26 protein-coding genes are annotated in these 14,390 nt (G+C 48.7%); 17 read left to right on the top strand and 9 right to left on the bottom strand.

Translation table 11 applies throughout. From position 1 onward, the window contains the following. Window positions 1-11: 11 nt before the first annotated feature. The 8 genes from ACZ5PW_RS15495 to ACZ5PW_RS15460 form a co-directional block, all read right to left on the bottom strand. Entirely contained in the window at window positions 12-1,070 is a 1,059-nt protein-coding gene (locus ACZ5PW_RS15495) for a tyrosine-type recombinase/integrase (RefSeq protein WP_464555341.1), read from the bottom strand. Between the two features lie 99 nt (window positions 1,071-1,169). Beyond that, complete coding sequence (locus ACZ5PW_RS15490; RefSeq protein WP_464555339.1) at window positions 1,170-1,457, bottom strand: hypothetical protein; 288 nt, start codon at window positions 1,455-1,457, stop codon at window positions 1,170-1,172. Between the two features lie 19 nt (window positions 1,458-1,476). Continuing rightward, window positions 1,477-1,839 carry a hypothetical protein gene (locus ACZ5PW_RS15485; protein ID WP_464555337.1) on the bottom strand — a complete coding sequence of 121 codons (363 nt, stop codon included), beginning with the start codon at window positions 1,837-1,839 and terminating at the stop codon, window positions 1,477-1,479. Next, on the bottom strand, window positions 1,832-2,188 hold the full coding sequence (locus ACZ5PW_RS15480) for a hypothetical protein (RefSeq protein WP_464555335.1): 357 nt from the start codon (window positions 2,186-2,188) through the stop codon (window positions 1,832-1,834). The genes ACZ5PW_RS15485 and ACZ5PW_RS15480 overlap by 8 nt, the downstream gene beginning before the upstream one ends. After that, window positions 2,178-2,333 carry a hypothetical protein gene (locus tag ACZ5PW_RS15475; protein WP_464555334.1) on the bottom strand — a complete coding sequence of 52 codons (156 nt, stop codon included), beginning with the start codon at window positions 2,331-2,333 and terminating at the stop codon, window positions 2,178-2,180. Before ACZ5PW_RS15475 ends, ACZ5PW_RS15480 begins: the two co-directional genes overlap by 11 nt. A 2-nt stretch (window positions 2,334-2,335) precedes the next feature. Then, window positions 2,336-2,449 carry a Com family DNA-binding transcriptional regulator gene (locus ACZ5PW_RS15470; RefSeq protein ID WP_464555333.1) on the bottom strand — a complete coding sequence of 38 codons (114 nt, stop codon included), beginning with the start codon at window positions 2,447-2,449 and terminating at the stop codon, window positions 2,336-2,338. Continuing rightward, on the bottom strand, window positions 2,446-3,168 hold the full coding sequence (locus ACZ5PW_RS15465) for a hypothetical protein (RefSeq protein WP_464555332.1): 723 nt from the start codon (window positions 3,166-3,168) through the stop codon (window positions 2,446-2,448). The genes ACZ5PW_RS15470 and ACZ5PW_RS15465 overlap by 4 nt, the downstream gene beginning before the upstream one ends. Next, the gene (locus ACZ5PW_RS15460; protein ID WP_464555330.1) at window positions 3,155-3,337 is read right to left on the bottom strand and encodes a hypothetical protein; all 183 of its coding nucleotides are present in this window, start codon (window positions 3,335-3,337) and stop codon (window positions 3,155-3,157) included. Before ACZ5PW_RS15460 ends, ACZ5PW_RS15465 begins: the two co-directional genes overlap by 14 nt. Before the next feature lie 730 nt (window positions 3,338-4,067). Here ACZ5PW_RS15460 and ACZ5PW_RS15455 point away from each other — a divergent pair. Beyond that, the gene (locus ACZ5PW_RS15455) at window positions 4,068-4,241 is read left to right on the top strand and encodes a hypothetical protein (protein WP_464555329.1); all 174 of its coding nucleotides are present in this window, start codon (window positions 4,068-4,070) and stop codon (window positions 4,239-4,241) included. Here ACZ5PW_RS15455 and ACZ5PW_RS15450 read toward each other — a convergent pair. Further along, on the bottom strand, window positions 4,238-4,570 hold the full coding sequence (locus ACZ5PW_RS15450) for a hypothetical protein (protein ID WP_464555327.1): 333 nt from the start codon (window positions 4,568-4,570) through the stop codon (window positions 4,238-4,240). The genes ACZ5PW_RS15455 and ACZ5PW_RS15450 overlap by 4 nt on opposite strands. 313 nt (window positions 4,571-4,883) lie before the next feature. Between ACZ5PW_RS15450 and ACZ5PW_RS15445 the strand changes: the two genes are divergently transcribed. From ACZ5PW_RS15445 to ACZ5PW_RS15370, 16 genes are all read left to right on the top strand, one after another. Beyond that, complete coding sequence (locus tag ACZ5PW_RS15445; protein ID WP_464555326.1) at window positions 4,884-5,705, top strand: ERF family protein; 822 nt, start codon at window positions 4,884-4,886, stop codon at window positions 5,703-5,705. Between the two features lie 3 nt (window positions 5,706-5,708). After that, a complete protein-coding gene (locus ACZ5PW_RS15440; protein ID WP_464555325.1) occupies window positions 5,709-6,356 on the top strand; it encodes a ribonuclease H-like domain-containing protein in 648 nt (215 codons plus the stop codon). Then, the gene (locus tag ACZ5PW_RS15435; protein WP_464555324.1) at window positions 6,356-6,934 is read left to right on the top strand and encodes a 3'-5' exonuclease; all 579 of its coding nucleotides are present in this window, start codon (window positions 6,356-6,358) and stop codon (window positions 6,932-6,934) included. The genes ACZ5PW_RS15440 and ACZ5PW_RS15435 overlap by 1 nt, the downstream gene beginning before the upstream one ends. After that, window positions 6,934-7,383 (top strand): single-stranded DNA-binding protein, encoded by a 450-nt coding sequence (locus tag ACZ5PW_RS15430; RefSeq protein ID WP_464555322.1) that lies wholly within the window; start codon window positions 6,934-6,936, stop codon window positions 7,381-7,383. The genes ACZ5PW_RS15435 and ACZ5PW_RS15430 overlap by 1 nt, the downstream gene beginning before the upstream one ends. A gap of 3 nt (window positions 7,384-7,386) precedes the next feature. Then, window positions 7,387-8,598 (top strand): ATP-binding protein, encoded by a 1,212-nt coding sequence (locus tag ACZ5PW_RS15425; RefSeq protein ID WP_464555320.1) that lies wholly within the window; start codon window positions 7,387-7,389, stop codon window positions 8,596-8,598. 14 nt (window positions 8,599-8,612) lie between these two features. Next, window positions 8,613-9,008 (top strand): hypothetical protein, encoded by a 396-nt coding sequence (locus tag ACZ5PW_RS15420; protein ID WP_464555319.1) that lies wholly within the window; start codon window positions 8,613-8,615, stop codon window positions 9,006-9,008. A 219-nt stretch (window positions 9,009-9,227) separates the two neighbouring features. Next, window positions 9,228-9,392, top strand: a complete 165-nt coding sequence (locus ACZ5PW_RS15415) for a hypothetical protein (RefSeq protein ID WP_464555317.1) — start codon at window positions 9,228-9,230, stop codon at window positions 9,390-9,392. Further along, window positions 9,392-9,862 (top strand): hypothetical protein, encoded by a 471-nt coding sequence (locus tag ACZ5PW_RS15410; RefSeq protein WP_464555316.1) that lies wholly within the window; start codon window positions 9,392-9,394, stop codon window positions 9,860-9,862. Before ACZ5PW_RS15415 ends, ACZ5PW_RS15410 begins: the two co-directional genes overlap by 1 nt. Continuing rightward, window positions 9,846-11,129 (top strand): replicative DNA helicase, encoded by a 1,284-nt coding sequence (locus ACZ5PW_RS15405; RefSeq protein WP_464555314.1) that lies wholly within the window; start codon window positions 9,846-9,848, stop codon window positions 11,127-11,129. Before ACZ5PW_RS15410 ends, ACZ5PW_RS15405 begins: the two co-directional genes overlap by 17 nt. Beyond that, complete coding sequence (locus tag ACZ5PW_RS15400) at window positions 11,122-11,898, top strand: helix-turn-helix domain-containing protein (protein WP_464555312.1); 777 nt, start codon at window positions 11,122-11,124, stop codon at window positions 11,896-11,898. The genes ACZ5PW_RS15405 and ACZ5PW_RS15400 overlap by 8 nt, the downstream gene beginning before the upstream one ends. A 119-nt stretch (window positions 11,899-12,017) precedes the next feature. Beyond that, entirely contained in the window at window positions 12,018-12,362 is a 345-nt protein-coding gene (locus ACZ5PW_RS15395) for a hypothetical protein (protein WP_464555311.1), read from the top strand. A 123-nt stretch (window positions 12,363-12,485) separates the two neighbouring features. After that, window positions 12,486-12,719, top strand: a complete 234-nt coding sequence (locus ACZ5PW_RS15390; protein ID WP_464555310.1) for a hypothetical protein — start codon at window positions 12,486-12,488, stop codon at window positions 12,717-12,719. After that, window positions 12,720-13,094: a zinc-finger-containing protein gene (locus tag ACZ5PW_RS15385; RefSeq protein WP_464555308.1), complete on the top strand. Its 375-nt coding sequence runs from the start codon at window positions 12,720-12,722 to the stop codon at window positions 13,092-13,094. Window positions 13,095-13,096: 2 nt separating this feature from the next. Next, a complete protein-coding gene (locus ACZ5PW_RS15380) occupies window positions 13,097-13,243 on the top strand; it encodes a hypothetical protein (RefSeq protein WP_464555307.1) in 147 nt (48 codons plus the stop codon). Beyond that, a complete protein-coding gene (locus ACZ5PW_RS15375; RefSeq protein ID WP_464555305.1) occupies window positions 13,240-14,010 on the top strand; it encodes a phosphoadenosine phosphosulfate reductase family protein in 771 nt (256 codons plus the stop codon). The genes ACZ5PW_RS15380 and ACZ5PW_RS15375 overlap by 4 nt, the downstream gene beginning before the upstream one ends. Before the next feature lie 17 nt (window positions 14,011-14,027). Continuing rightward, window positions 14,028-14,324, top strand: a complete 297-nt coding sequence (locus tag ACZ5PW_RS15370) for a hypothetical protein (protein WP_464555302.1) — start codon at window positions 14,028-14,030, stop codon at window positions 14,322-14,324. Window positions 14,325-14,390 lie beyond the last annotated feature (66 nt).

Here is a 14,390-nt window from a genome sequence, read left to right as displayed (position 1 = left end):
TAAAGCTTTTTTTAAAGCTGGCCGAAACCCCTTTTTACGTTTTTGCTCACCTTTTTGTTCACCTCTTGTTTTTTCACCGGCCTATCAAAAGCCCCTTCTAAATCCAAATCTGTTAGTCCAAGCGAGTGCAAATATCTTGCTGTTGTAGTCACAGATTGGTGTCTCAGTAGCTTCTGAATATTTGGTAATGAATATCCTTTATCAGCGAGTATAGATGCTGACAAGTGCCTTATTGCATGGAAGTTAAAAGGAATAATTCCAGCCTTTTCACACCACTTGTTCATCACCTTTGTTAAATGGCTGTATGGCTTTTTAGTCTTGGGGCTGATGAAGACAAATTCCTTGAATCCTGTTTCCAATCTTTGGTCTTGCAGGATTTCAATAAGGTCTGAAATCATCGGGATTGCATCCCTGTGCATTCCGCCTCCGCGCCTCTTTCTGGTCTGAAGCCAGATCACCTTTTTTTTGAAATCAACGTCTGTCCATCTCAAAGACAGGACTTCTGTTCGTCTTCCTCCTGTGAACAGGAAGGTCATAAGCAGTCTGGCTTCATGAGGTTGGACATTGTCAACCAAGGTCCAAAAGTCCTCTACTGGGGGGACGTATTTAGGATTTCTGTCTACCCGGTAAGTTTCTACTGCGAATGGGTTTTCTTTGGGGAGATTGAAAGGACGAATTCCCCAGTTCCAAGCAGCCACCAAAAATTTCCGGTGAACGTTGGCCCTGTGAGGTGATACCTTTTTTGCTACATAATTCAGTGCCTTCTGAACCAAGTCATAGCTGATCTCATTCAAAGGGGTGAGCGCAGTGCCTGTTAATTCCATGAATGTCAGGTAGGCTCGTTCCTTATCTTTGATATGCTTCTCAGTCTGTCCCCGATTCTCGCAACTCTCTAGATAGTCGTCCAGTAGCACATGAAGCTTTATGCCATCTTCGCGAGGTGAAGAGGTAGCGTCTCGCATCATGACTTCCCAAGCTTTCGCATCCTTCTTCGTTGGAAATTGTTTCTCTTTCCTCAAGCCGTTCAAGGAGACTCTTCCGTACCATTTTCCTTTCCTTTTTACTGGCATAATTCTCTCTCTCTATTGTCAAAGAACGCGCTTACGGATCATCATAAGCGCGTCCCTTGCCAAAGTCTAACTCTAGTTGCTTAAAGTTTAAGTGTGGGGTTAGCTGGGGGTTTGTCGAGCATTGAGTCTTTCTTGAGCGCATAGTCTGCGTATGTGTCGGGCGGAGATTCCCAGCCTCTTTGCAATCTCGGCGGTCTTGTCCCCCCTTGCTTTCATTCTGGTAATGGTAGTCAGCAGCAACTCTTTTTTGCCGATCCTGCTAAGAGAGATATCACCAAGTTCTGGGAACAGATTGTAGAGTTCAATTATTGCCTGTTCCGGTTCCTTCTCGGCCTGTTGGACGGCTTTAAGTTCACGCCTAATGACTGAATAGAAGTCTAGGTGCATGGCTTAATTGACCTCCCTGTTACCGCATTGAACGGGGCCAGTCTGTAGTCCCTAGTTCCGTTCGGAAGCGTGCCTTTAAGCTCTGAATAAAATCTCTAAGTTCCTTTATTGTTTTGAACTCAGCGTCAATGTGGTGAATCTGCCCACCATTGAGCTTTGTATAGACAAGGATCATATGAGGAGATTTAAAGTGCACATCCACGCCGACATGGGCCAAGTCGTGAAGGTCCTCAGTGAACTTTTCAAGGGCAGAAAGCCGTTTGCAGGTGTCCTCAAGATGCTGGCGCGTATCCGTAATCCGCTTGTCTAAGCTCTGGGTTTGACTGTTGAGTTTTGTGATTCCAAGCCAGTTCTGGAGCTTTTTTTGGACGAAGTTAAGCACTTCCGTAGCCCTCCTTTTTCAGCCACTCCCACACAGCTCCCGCCATGCCCCGGAACACCTCTTCACCGTCCTTGTAGACTGCATGAATATAGTTATGGCCTAGCGGTTTGTGAGTGAGGCCGTGCAGTTTGAGTGCTTCGGTCAATGACATTTCGCCGTGATGCAGTCTTTTGATAAGCCTTTTCCAGCAATCAGCAGCGGGGTGGGTGCCTGTCTCGCTTTCCGAGCAAATGGTTGCCGTGTCATTGCAAAGGGGGTGATCCGGAGATTCGCACAGGAGGCTTGCAGGGCAACCGGCGTGTTCTTCCAGAAGCTGGCAGGCCAGATCGAGCGGTGTTCTATTTCTCATTGTGGCCACCATTCAAGAAGGCTACACGCTTTGCGGCATCTTCAGCGTCTGTGTGGTCGCTTTCCGGTTCCCACTCCCCTTCAGGCCGATAAAAACCAACAGTGTAGAGAATGGGGTTCTTTTCAGAAATTATGTATACGTACATGTTTATTCTCCTCTCAGCGTAACCAGCTTTTTGCACTTAGGGCATTTAATCTGCACTTCAATCACCTTACCTTTCATGAGCAGGCGTTTGCAGCAGGGGCAGCGATGTTCTGTCATTTGTTGATCCTCTTAGCCCGTTCAAAGTTGGCTTCCTGTAGGTAACCGGACTGCCAATCCAAGGGGCTGAATCTCGCGTCTGGTGGGTCTGCGTCATACAATGTTTGGATGTGACCAAGGGCGTATGGGCAGAACTCAAAGTTGTCAGCGTTTTTAAACCGAGTCCGTTCCTCTCCCGGTTCGGGCCATTCCGTTTGGAATAGTTCTCGATAAACTTTCAGGAGGGCCATTTCGTTCGGTTCGCCTGTTTGCTTTTTTCTGAATATGGGCAACAGGTTGACACTCAGTTTGGGGGTATAAGCAACGTCAAGATTGTCCTTTCTGCGCAGCAATCCTGTTTCGGATATTTCTACTTTGGGGAACTGGGGGTGGGTTTTCCATACCTGCCCACCGGGAGCCTCTATAATTGCGCCCCAGTACCCGCTATTTGCTAACTCTTTACGTCTTGCTTTGACCCGATCAGCCCTAGCTTTATCGATGGCCTTTCGTACCAAAACGTTTTCTTGAGTTGCTAGAAACCACTCGTCGTCTGCTTTGAATTTCTCTTCGGGCCATGCGGACTGCATCACGGTGTTGACGGACTTGCCGCCAACGGGTGGATAAATAAAGGCTGATCCGCTTTTGCTCGGCTTAATGTAGTTGCCAGTCATAACGTTTCGCAGTCGGCCTTTCTGGTCGATTACAAAGCGGTATCCTTTGACTTGCCTAGCTTCCAGCATTGTTGCCCCAGCAAATGATTGCACCGTTGGGAAGCTTTACGGATTCGTCATATTCACGAATTGAAAATGTACGAGATTCGGATATGCCGTTGTTTTTCAGCTGAAACTTTGCCTCTTCCTCAGTCAGTGTGATGCCAGGGTGTCCCTCGCCTTTTAAAAGAAATGTCATTTGTAGTTCCCTTTTATTTCAGTACCTTATGTTTTTAAGTGGACAAAAAAGAGAGTGGCTAGTTCTCTGGCCTTAGTCGTGGGAATGCCTCCTTTAAATTTTGGGGCTATTTTACGTGCGCCCCATACACGGCCTTTCCGGGCCTTACCCGTTGGTCATTATGCCTGTTGATTCTCCCCCAAGTGACGAGGCCCGACTAGCTATGCCGAAGGCTTACGGTCATGAATAGGAGTAAGGGAGTTCCTGATCTTTTAATATAAACCCTGCGTTTGTCCTCGGTCCTGCGTTCACCTTTATCACTGCCTAGAGGGGTCCTTGCTTTGCTCGGCTCTCCGTCTCTTTATCTGGCAACTGGGCTAATAACCATTCCTGCCGACCGGCGGGGTAACTCGTACTAGCGGGGTAACAGTGACCTACTTGTCGGAAGCTGTATCCGGGCTTTTCGGTGTGCTTTTCCCTGACGTGTTGAGAAAAGGCTAGATCGATTAGGACTAGCTGTCAACGATAGAAGTAGATTTTCTTGGAAGCTTAAGATGAAAAGCGTGGAGGGTAAGTATGTATTAATGAAGGAGTAATTTTTTTTATAAATAAAGTTTACTTTAGATAAACTCAATGCTAGTTAGTTCAGAAAGCTTGATACGCCACATCATGCTTTATCTAGTTAATTAAAAAACTTAACGGTGTGAGGCTGGGGTTTTGTTTTTGTTAACATTTGATACGGAGTGGAGCCTTGCAGGTGAACTATAATGAGACTGATCCGGTAGATACCATTGCAACCTTGTCTGCTGCGGGTGAAGATATATGCAGCATCTTGCCCACAGCAAAGCATCCTGACGAACTTGCCGAGTTACTCGGGAGGTTACTTCAGGAGATTAGAGAAGCAGCGGAAAGTCTTGAGACTTAACGATTAATAGAAGTATCGTCTTTGGAGTAATGCCATCCGTTTTTAATTCTAATTTTAGCTTCTGAGTACAGCTCGATAAAGCTTAGCCCCAAGACTTCTGTCAGTGCGATTAAATCTCGTGTTGGTATTTTTCTTGGGGCTTCGTTTTTGGCTCCATTCCTAACTCTTCTCCATCCCGGCCCAGCACCCTTCCTGTCTGGAAAAGCCTGATCAGCAACAGTTACGTGTTTTAAACCCTTCTCGTTAATTGTTTCGGCAATGATGGTTACCATGCATCTTTCAAGGTTCTTGCTCTGGTCAGCAATTGGGGGCAATTCTTCTTTTTTCATCTCTTTCTCCTGTGGTCCAAAAAAATCTATTTTGAGTTTGACAGCTAGTCCGAACCGTTCTAGCGTTTTAAGCACGAAATCGACGCAGCCCACCTCCGGTAATGGAAACGGCCTACGTTCGATTTCATGTCAATTGGTTTCGGTAGGTCCATCCTTGTTTGGCGACTGTTTGGACCTACCACTTATCATCAACATCATAGTGTTGATGGTTGTCAACATCTTTTTCCTTTCAGGAGGGAAATGTGAACGAACTTTCAGTGTTCGAACACCCCAAGTTTGGGGAGCTTGGCACGGCAATTAGGGGGGAAACATAGTGTCAGAACTCCACGGCAAAATGGTTGCAATCCAGTCCAAGCTGAACTGCCCGAAGAATCAACACAACAAATTCGGCGGCTACCAGTACCGCTCTTGTGAGGATATTCTTGAAGGCGTGAAACCTCACCTTGCAGAGCATGGCGTTGTGCTTGTTGTGTCAGATGAAATCGAGGTCCTTGGGGATCGAGTTTACGTTAAAGCACGAGCTACCGTGACCCTTGGTAATGAGTCCATGTCAGCTGTTGGATGGGCAAGAGAACCCCTGAACAAAAAGGGGATGGACGAAAGCCAGATCACCGGCGCGGCAAGTTCATACGCCAGAAAGTATGCCCTGAATGGTTTGTTGTGCATCGACGACAACAAAGACGCTGATTCTCAGAAGCCACCCAAGAATGGTCAACAGGGGCAGCAGGGCAACCAGAACAGACGCCCTCAGAACCAGCCCCAAGGCGGACAGCGGCAACAGGGCAGGCCCCAAGGTCAGCCCCAGAACAGACAGGGCCAAGGGCCACCGCCGCAGGGTAACCAGCAGCGGCAACCCCAGAATCAGCAGGGACAGCAGAGTCAGGTGGTGAACAATGCGCAGAATGCTTTCCTCGGATCACAGGTGGAAGGGCATGAAAAGTTGGCTCAGGCCGGGCAGGTTCAGCGGGTGAATATCATCTGCACCAATGACCTTGGGCATAAGGATCGCGCGGTTAAACTGAAATACATCAACAACTGGCTAGCTGGGAAATTCCCGAATCACCCAGTGATCGAAACAACAAAACAACTGACCTTTGATGCCGCAAGCGCATTCATTCAGGCAGGAGGACGATAGAATATGCTGAACGTTTATATTGATATTGAAACTATCCCCGGGCCGAACATGCCGCCCATGTCCGAGGTCTCACCCCCCGGCAACATGAAGAAGGCGGAGACCATCAAAAAGTGGTTCGCTGAAAACGGCAAAGAGGCACAGGAAAAGTTGTGGCGCGGGCAGGCTCTGGAAAGCCTTAAAGGTCGCATCTTGTGTATCGGCTTTGCGGTTGAAGACGGGCCGGTTGAGGTTCTGTTCGGAGAAGAAGAAAAGCTTTTTCGTGCATTCTGGGAGCGGATCAAAGAACAGAACAAGTTCGGTGACAACATTTGTTGGATCGGCTTTAACCTCCGGTCTTTTGACCTGAACTGGATTTATCACCGGGCAGTCAAATACGGCATGAAAGACCTTGCTATTCAGATTCCCCGCAAACGTTATGCCGACAGCGTGGTTGACATCCGGGAAGTCTGGAACGGCGCGGACTATCAGGCCAAGGGCAAGCAGGACGAAATAGCCGCTTTTCTGGGAACTAAACGCAAAACAAAGGGCCTTGACGGCTCCAAGGTGTTTGACCTTTGGCGCAACGAAGGAAGGACTAAGATCAGCGCGTATTGCTGTGAGGACGTGGAAAGCATCCGTGACGAATACAGGAAACTGGAAGGTACTTTTTAATGATCATTCTTTTTTACGACACAGAAACAAGTGGACTGCCTTCAAAGTGCTTGGCTTCGGATCACCCCAGCCAGCCTGACATGGTTCAGTTCGGCGGACTGCTCTACGACACCGAAAAGGATGAGTTCATCCATAAGCTTGCGCTGATCGTGAAGCACGAGAATTGCGACATGTCCCCCAAGGCCCTTGAGGTTCATGGCATTGACCAGAGCCGTATGGACATTGGTTTGCCTGTTTCGGTTGTTGCCGGGATTATTCAGAACTTCATGGAAACAGCTGATTTGTGCATCGGCTTCAATGTTGGTTTTGACAAAAAGATTCTGAAAATCTTCATGGCTAAGGCCGGTTATGATTTCGATGTGGTGGAACACGGTGACATCATGATTCCGCTCACCGATGTTTGCCGCATTTCCGGCAGGCGCGGCGGGTTCAAGTGGCCCAAGCTGGAAGAAGCTTACAAAAAGCTGATTAACCCCGAAGGTTTCGACAATGCACACGATGCTTTTGCAGACATCATGGCAACCTATGAACTTTGGGAATACTGCAACAAAAACGGCATTGAAATGAGGTCTGTCTAATGGCTGGAAGCATGAACAAAGTAATTCTGATCGGCAGATTGGGGCAGGACCCGAAGCTTTCATACACCACATCCGGTCAGGCATTTGCCAATCTATCCGTTGCCACTGACGAGGGATACAAGGACCGCAATACTGGTCAGAAGGTGGAAAAAACCGAATGGCACCGGGTTGTTGCATGGCGTCAGACTGCGGAGTTTGCAGGGAAGTACCTGACTAAAGGCCGTCTGGTCATGGTTGAAGGCAAGCTGGAAACCCGCAAATGGCAGGACCAGCAGGGACAGGACCGCTACACCACCGAAATTGTGGCCTCAAACATTCAGGGCTTGGATTCCCAGCAGAGCGGTGGAGGCCAGCAGCAGGGCGGCGGACATGACCAGCAGGGCTACCAGCAGGACCAGTACCAGAACGGCGGCTATCAGGATCAGGGCCAGTATAACCAAGGATATTAGCGAATGCACATCGTAAAACTTGAATCACAGAACGTGAAAAGGTTGAAGGCAGTTTGCATCGAGCCTGACGGCAATGCCGTTGTTATCGGTGGCAACAATGCGCAGGGCAAAAGCTCTGTCCTTGATTCAATCTTTATGGCCCTTGGTGGCAAGGCTGCACAGGGGCAGAATCCGGTCAGGGATGGAGCGGATCAGGCCGTTATCAAATGCGACCTTGGCGAACTGCTGGTTACTCGCACCATCAACAGCGATGGAAACACAAAGGTAACAGTCAAGAATGCTGACGGGGCTAGTTTTTCCAGCCCTCAGGCAATGCTTGATGCCCTTTCATCCAAGCTGTCCTTTGATCCCTTGGCTTTTGCGCACGAAAAACCGCTTGTTCAGCTTTCCATGCTTAAGGAACTGGTGGGGCTGGATTTCAGTGACCTTGAATCAAAGAGAAGTGAAATCTACAGCGCACGAAAAGAAGTTAACCGCAAGGGCAAGGAACAGGCTGCAAGGTTCGCGGGCATGGCTTTTCATCCTGACGCACCAGCCGAAGCCGTTTCTGTTTCCACTTTGATGGACCTGCTTGAAGAAGCAGAGCTTCACAACCGCTCAGTTGCTGAAAAAGAATCTCTCAAACAGTCCAGACGTGAAAGGATGGAAGAGATCAGGAAACAGCTTGCGGCCTTGAATCAGGAATTGAATCAGCTTGAATCTGATCAGGCTAATGATTCCGGCCTTGAATCATACATGGATGTTGACGAGATTCGTCACAAAATATCACAGGCAGATGCCATCAATGCCACGGTCAGGGAAAACGAAGCCTACAAGGTCGCTGAAAAGGAAGTGAATGACCTTCGTGCACAGAGCCAGGAACTGACAGACAGCATAAAGCAGATTGATCAGTCCAAGGCTGAATTGATGGCCTCTGCAAAGTTTCCCGTAGCTGGTCTGAGCTTTGACGAATCCGGTGTCCTTTTCAACGGCGTTCCTTTCTCCAATTGCTCAAGTGCTGAGCGGCTGCTTGTTTCTCTGCACATGGGTATTGCGATGAATCCAAAGCTGAAAGTCCTGCTGATCCGTGACGGCTCATTGCTGGATGATCAGAGCCTTGCAACGGTCTTTGAAGTGGCCCAGCAGTCCAACGCTCAGGTCTGGATTGAAAGAGTCAGCAAAGGCGAAGAGTGCAGCGTCATAATTGAAGACGGCGAAGTCCTTAACCATCAATAACAAGCGAGGAAGCTTTGACTAAAAAGAACCCCAACATCAAGGAAAGCAAATACGTCGACACCCTGCAGTATAGCTTCACCGAGGAAGAATTGCAGGACAAAGCGCAGACCATGGCGGAAAACGCAAACCTCAAAGCTGAGCTTGAAGGCCAGAAAAAGACCACCATGTCAGACTTTAAAGCCCAGATCGACAAGTGCGAAGCGGATTTCAACCTTGCAGCCAAGCACTACCGGGACGGCTGGATGATGCGCACTGTGGATTGCATCAAGCGTCTTAATTACGACAGCGGCATGGTTGAGTTCATCCGCACCGACACAAATGAAATCTACAAGTCGCGGGAAATGAATGAAGACGAGCGTCATATCGCTTTGCCCTTGGACGAAACTGATCCGAAAGAACCCATTCAGTAAAGCACCAAATTAGGCCCGTGTTTGTCTTTATTTTCGGAAATAAGGACTTGTTGAGTGTGATATGGGGGAAAGTTTTGATTCATTTAAGGTGAATGCTTTTCTCCCGAAATAGGCCGCAAAATAGGGTTTTAAAGGACAAAACATTTATAGAATTCTGTGACATGCTCATGGAAATTTTAACGGCTGGGGCTGCTTCGGTGGCCCCGGCACGAGGTAAACATGCAGTACGAAGACATTAATAAAATTGCGGAACTGGAAACTGAAATCCGCGAACTGAAAGGTGAGCGCAATATTTATAAGCAGGGTTTGCAGCGCATTAAAATGGGTGATGATGTTGTTTCGTCTGAAATTGCCCACAACGCACTGGTCATGGGGGTAAGATAGTGAAGGCTGTAATTGGAATTGATCCCGGCACCAGCAAGACCAGCCCCGGGGCCATGGCCCTCGTTGCCGCAGATGGAACTATAGACGTTCTTGATTGGATTGACGGGCCGACCATGGCGTCCAAAATGCTGGAATGGAAACAGGAATACACCCTTAAACATGCCATTCTGGAGCGAGTCCACGCCATGCCCAAGCAGGGTGTGAGTTCTACATTCAAGCTGGGTGAAAATTTCGGATTCTGGCAGGGCCTTCTTTGTTCCTTCGGGATTCCCTTTGAAACCGTCCCGCCTCAAAAGTGGATGAAGACGTTTTCGCTCAAAAAGTCCGGCCCTACAGACAAGCCCGGATTGCCATGTGCACGGCAGTTATTTCCTGCGGCTGAGCTTCATTTGAAAAAGCATAGCGGCAGGGCTGACGGGCTCCTGATGGCGGAACACGGAAGGAGAACAACCAATGCTTTCCGTTCCTGAGTCTGAGGCAATGGTTTTGGGTGGTGTCCTGAGCGGAACCACCGACCTAGACGATGTGCTGGAGGTTGTGAACCCCGATGAGTTCACCCCCGGTGCATATAAAACGATCTTTGAAACAATTAAGGCTCTGTACGAAAAGGGCGTCCCCGTTGACCTTGTGACGATCAATGATAATGCGGTCAGGCGTTTTGATGTGACCGTGTTGGCTCAGCTTACCGAGAGTGCAGCCAGCAAGCAGAGTGCCTTGCATCATGCCCGTATGGTCAAGGATGCATCAATAAGGCGGGTTGTTGCCGAAGAGGGTGAAGGGCTGATCCGGGCTGCAAGGTCTGGTGTTGATCCTTCTATCTTAGTCGAGCAGGCCACAAGCGCGTTGAGCGGAATAGCTACTGCCTCCAGTGATGTCGGGTCCGGAGAAATTACAGACGTAATTCAAAGGCTCTGGAACAACACCACAAGCAGGGCAGAGAATCCCACTACCTGCGCGGGATTTTCCACCGGCTATCAGCAGCTGGATAGGTTACTGGGTGGGTGGATGCCGAAAAAGCTTTATCTGGTTGCAGGGCGTCCGGGTATGGGCAAGACAGCATTTGTCTTGAACTCCATTTACCGTGGCAGAAATGCCAGCCAGATATTCAGCATTGAAATGGACGATGAGGAACTTGTGGGTCGGATCGTTTGTTTTGACCAGCACATTAACACTCTGGCTGTTCGAGATGGACGGCTAACAGATGAGCAGTACGAGCGATTTGGCGAAGGTTGCCAAGCTGTGAATGAATCCGGGATCAGAATTGACGACTCACCCGTGATTACGGTGGAGGAAATCAAAGCACGATCAAGGATTGCAGTGAAAAAGCACGGCTGCAAAATCATAGCGGTTGACCATTGTGGACTTGTGAAGGCTACGGACAATAAGGCCAGCACCGCTGAAAAAATAGGCCATGTTAGCTGGCAGTTGAAAACCCTTGCCCGTGAACTAAAGGTTCCAGTGATTTTGCTTTCTCAGCTGAACCGTGGAGTTGAGCAGCGAACCGACAAAAGGCCCATCCTGTCCGACCTGCGAGACTCTGGAAGCCTTGAGCAAGATGCTGATGTTGTAATTATGCTCTACAACGCTAGCTATTACGCACAGGGAAAGAGCTACACAGCAGGTCAGAAAAGTATAACCGAGGTTATTACCCGCAAGCACAGAGGTGGACCAGTTGGCACAATCCCGCTGGACTTCTTGCCGGAGTTCACGGCTTTGGAGGAAATCAAGAATGGCTGAGCCGAATAGCAGAGCCTTTAAAGGGGTATGGATACCCAAAGAGATTTGGACAGACAAAAACCTCACCATTCAGGAGAAGCACTTTCTTTGTGAAATTGATTCTCTCGACAATGAACAGGGATGTTTTGCAACAAACGCCTACTTTGCAGAGTTCTTTGGTCTGTCCAAAAAAAGGGTGTCCGTGGTGATCAATGAGTTGATCAGGAAGAAGTACATAACCTCAAGGGTTGAGTACAAAGAAGGGACCAAAGAAATATCTAAAAGGGTATTGAAGGTTTCAGGGATACCCCTATCCCCGAAGTCGGGGTCCGACCTATCCCCGGAGTCGGGGGTACCTATCCCCGAAAACGGGGAAGATAACAATACAATTAACAATACAAAGAAGAACAATACAAAAGGCATCTCTCCTGAGATTGTGGAGTTCGTGAAAACCTTTCAGGAATACGTTTCTGAAACCCATGGGGTAAAAGCTCCAAAGGTCACTGATTCCCTTCTCAGGAATGGTCAGGACGTAGTTGATAAGCTGATTAGGTTGGATGGATTCACCCTTGAGCAGGTTAGAAACTCACTTCGTTGGGCAGTCAAGGACGACTTCTGGTCAAAGAACGTCCTTTCATTGGCATCGCTTCGGAAGAAGTCCAGAAACAACGATCTTACCAAGATGCAGAACATCTACGCATCATGGGAAAGGAACGCTGGGCAGGGCGCACCTTCTCAAGGCCCTGCATATATCACTGACCAGACAGACCTTTACGGCAATGGCAACTGATCTGGTGGAACACATGTTCCGAAATGGGGCAGAGTTTCACGAAATGGTTATGGCTGTAGCTAAAAATAAACCTATTACAAAACCTATGACAGCTGACTGTCAAACGGTCAAAGGTAAAAATGAAAAAGCTGACTCCACTCAAGGCGATCCGGGCTAAGTGCGTGGATTGCTGCGGAGATCAAAACCGAGAGGTTCAGCATTGTCCGGCAAGTGAATGCCCCTTGTGGATATTCCGGGCAGGCAAGAGGCCCAAGGAAGGCTACGATAAATCACCGCTCAAAACCATCCGGGCGTATTGCCTCCAGTGCGGAGAACTGAACAGCACCAACGATGTCCGATTGTGTGAGGTCAAGGATTGTCTGCTTTATCCTCACAGGTTCGGCAAAACGGGGCGAAAGCTCTCAGAATCGGAAAAGAAAAAGCGTGTGGCTCATTTGAAGGTGGCACGCAAGGCCAAGCAATAGCGTTTTACTCAACAACAACGCAGAGAACCCCACAGAAAAGACACCAGTGCATCAAATCCGACTCAGTGGTCGGGTTGCGGGTGTTTGATCTTAAAGTGTGGGGTTAGCTGGGAGGAAATAGAAATGAAAGAAGTTGTGCTCAGGCTCGACAACATCCAAGGGAATTGTGCCGATGTGGTTGAACCCAATGGAACGATCATTGTTAGGCAGTGGTGCTTTGCTTCCATGCCTCCTGAGGTGGAAGAAAAACCGACAAAGGCTGAGGGCGGAGTTCCCTTGAATAAGCTTCTCCAGCTGAAAGAGGCCGGTTTCACCGCTGATGAAATTCTGTCCTTGAACAGGGAAGGGGCTTTGTAAATGGCAAGGACGGTCATTTGCCCCTACTGCGCACAGCAGGCCGAACTTGTGACAGGGGAAACGCTTTACCCGCACAGGCCTGACCTTGCTAAGCGCAGATTTTGGTTGTGCCTTCCGTGCAATGCATATGTCGGGGTTCACCCAAACAGCAAGGATGCACCGCTTGGAACTCTCGCGAATGCAGAACTTAGGGCCAGAAGAAGCGCGGCTCATGCTGCTTTTGATCCGCTTTGGAGACAGGGCAAGCGCACAAGAAAGGGTGCATATGCATGGCTGGCGCACAGGTTGGGGATTCCGGTTAAGGATTGCCACATTGGTATGTTTGATTTGGAAACCTGCAATCTGGTGATTGAACACGCAAAAGGAGTTGTTTGAAAATGAACGCTAAACAGCAGCAGCTTAAAAAGGCGATTGAGTCTGCCATTGATGTTGTCCGGGACAAGGAAGATATGACCGACGACATGGTTGAGGCGGTTTTGACCTCGGTTATGCAGGATATGGACGGGCATGAGGGGGAAGGGTGAAGGCGGATCGCCGTCAAATAAATCTCTTCTCTGTTGAACATATGGTTGCTGAGGCCATTGCTTTTCTGAAAAAACACGAACCCCCAGAGGGGTATTATTTAGGCTTTTCAGGAGGAAAGGACAGCATTGTCATCAAGGCCTTAGCGATAATGGCTAAAGTAAAGTTCACAGCCTACTACTCGGCTGTAGGAATAGACCCGCCTGAGTTGGTAAAGTATATTAGGCGTTATCATCCAGACGTAGTTTTTCTTCGCCCTAAGATGACAATGTGGGAGGGCATCCGCAAAAAAAAACCCCCCCTGAGAATGCAACGATGGTGTTGTGATGTATTGAAAAAAGAACCCGGAAAAAAGATTCCTCTTAAGCATCGAATCATGGGGCAAAGAATAGAAGAGTCTAGCCGCAGGGCTTCCCGACCAAGAGTAGACGAGTTCGGTGGCGGAGTAACTTACAAACCAATTTTCGCTTGGACTTCGTGGCATATCTGGGCGTTCATTGAAAAGTACAATTTGCCATATTGTGAGCTTTACGACAGAGGATTTGACCGAATTGGGTGCGTTGTTTGTCCTTTTATTTTAGGCAGGCGTCCGGGAGCAATCGCACAGAGAGAGCTTTCAATGTCTCTCTGGCCCGGAATGTGGAAAGCCTACGAACATGCATGCAAGGTCTGGTTTGAACGGAGGATAGAGAAAGCGGAAAATGACGGACGGCAGAAGCACACCAATTTTCCCGACTATTGGGAAGCATATTTAAATGGGTTTGAGTAGAAACCACGGAGAATTAAATGATCATAGAAATCGACGGCGCAAAAGTTGAGTTTGAGGCAAAGGACACCCCGCAGGACGGGCAGAGGTTGATTAATCTGCTCTCTGAATACGCAAAAAACATTCGGGTTATGGACAAGGCTGAGAAAGCGGCAAGAACCTTGACCCTGATTGCAAACACCAACGGGGTTGGGCTGGGCTTTAAAGTCGACAGAGCCGGCGGACATTCATTCGCCCTTGCAAGGGCTGTGGCCTCAGGCGTTGAACAGGCAAACCTAATGTCTTCCGCTCATAGGTCTTTTTGCGACTATGCATGATGAAGACGAAGAAAGCCCGGACCTGATCCGAGAAGCAGAGGAAGAGCTTTGTATCACCCTGAACCG

It is taken from the genome of Maridesulfovibrio salinus, assembly GCF_055394525.1.
The sequence above is the reverse complement of the archived record's forward strand: the minus strand, read 5'-3'. Positions and strand labels throughout refer to the sequence as shown.

Bases quoted from the DNA above. Each gene is read 5' to 3' on its own strand.
- ACZ5PW_RS15390 (WP_464555310.1), top strand. From the start codon at position 12,486: ATGAAAGAAGTTGTGCTCAGGCTCGACAACATCCAAGGGAATTGTGCC.
- ACZ5PW_RS15465 (WP_464555332.1), bottom strand. From the start codon at position 3,168: ATGCTGGAAGCTAGGCAAGTCAAAGGATACCGCTTTGTAATCGACCAG.
- ACZ5PW_RS15425 (WP_464555320.1), top strand. From the start codon at position 7,387: ATGCACATCGTAAAACTTGAATCACAGAACGTGAAAAGGTTGAAGGCA.
- ACZ5PW_RS15475 (WP_464555334.1), bottom strand. From the start codon at position 2,333: ATGTACGTATACATAATTTCTGAAAAGAACCCCATTCTCTACACTGTT.
- ACZ5PW_RS15405 (WP_464555314.1), top strand. From the start codon at position 9,846: ATGCTTTCCGTTCCTGAGTCTGAGGCAATGGTTTTGGGTGGTGTCCTG.
- ACZ5PW_RS15440 (WP_464555325.1), top strand. From the start codon at position 5,709: ATGCTGAACGTTTATATTGATATTGAAACTATCCCCGGGCCGAACATG.
- ACZ5PW_RS15400 (WP_464555312.1), top strand. From the start codon at position 11,122: ATGGCTGAGCCGAATAGCAGAGCCTTTAAAGGGGTATGGATACCCAAA.
- ACZ5PW_RS15435 (WP_464555324.1), top strand. From the start codon at position 6,356: ATGATCATTCTTTTTTACGACACAGAAACAAGTGGACTGCCTTCAAAG.
- ACZ5PW_RS15450 (WP_464555327.1), bottom strand. From the start codon at position 4,570: ATGAAAAAAGAAGAATTGCCCCCAATTGCTGACCAGAGCAAGAACCTT.
- ACZ5PW_RS15370 (WP_464555302.1), top strand. From the start codon at position 14,028: ATGATCATAGAAATCGACGGCGCAAAAGTTGAGTTTGAGGCAAAGGAC.
- ACZ5PW_RS15380 (WP_464555307.1), top strand. From the start codon at position 13,097: ATGAACGCTAAACAGCAGCAGCTTAAAAAGGCGATTGAGTCTGCCATT.
- ACZ5PW_RS15430 (WP_464555322.1), top strand. From the start codon at position 6,934: ATGGCTGGAAGCATGAACAAAGTAATTCTGATCGGCAGATTGGGGCAG.
- ACZ5PW_RS15395 (WP_464555311.1), top strand. From the start codon at position 12,018: ATGAAAAAGCTGACTCCACTCAAGGCGATCCGGGCTAAGTGCGTGGAT.
- ACZ5PW_RS15460 (WP_464555330.1), bottom strand. From the start codon at position 3,337: ATGACATTTCTTTTAAAAGGCGAGGGACACCCTGGCATCACACTGACT.
- ACZ5PW_RS15490 (WP_464555339.1), bottom strand. From the start codon at position 1,457: ATGCACCTAGACTTCTATTCAGTCATTAGGCGTGAACTTAAAGCCGTC.
- ACZ5PW_RS15385 (WP_464555308.1), top strand. From the start codon at position 12,720: ATGGCAAGGACGGTCATTTGCCCCTACTGCGCACAGCAGGCCGAACTT.
- ACZ5PW_RS15480 (WP_464555335.1), bottom strand. From the start codon at position 2,188: ATGAGAAATAGAACACCGCTCGATCTGGCCTGCCAGCTTCTGGAAGAA.
- ACZ5PW_RS15415 (WP_464555317.1), top strand. From the start codon at position 9,228: ATGCAGTACGAAGACATTAATAAAATTGCGGAACTGGAAACTGAAATC.
- ACZ5PW_RS15495 (WP_464555341.1), bottom strand. From the start codon at position 1,070: ATGCCAGTAAAAAGGAAAGGAAAATGGTACGGAAGAGTCTCCTTGAAC.
- ACZ5PW_RS15470 (WP_464555333.1), bottom strand. From the start codon at position 2,449: ATGACAGAACATCGCTGCCCCTGCTGCAAACGCCTGCTCATGAAAGGT.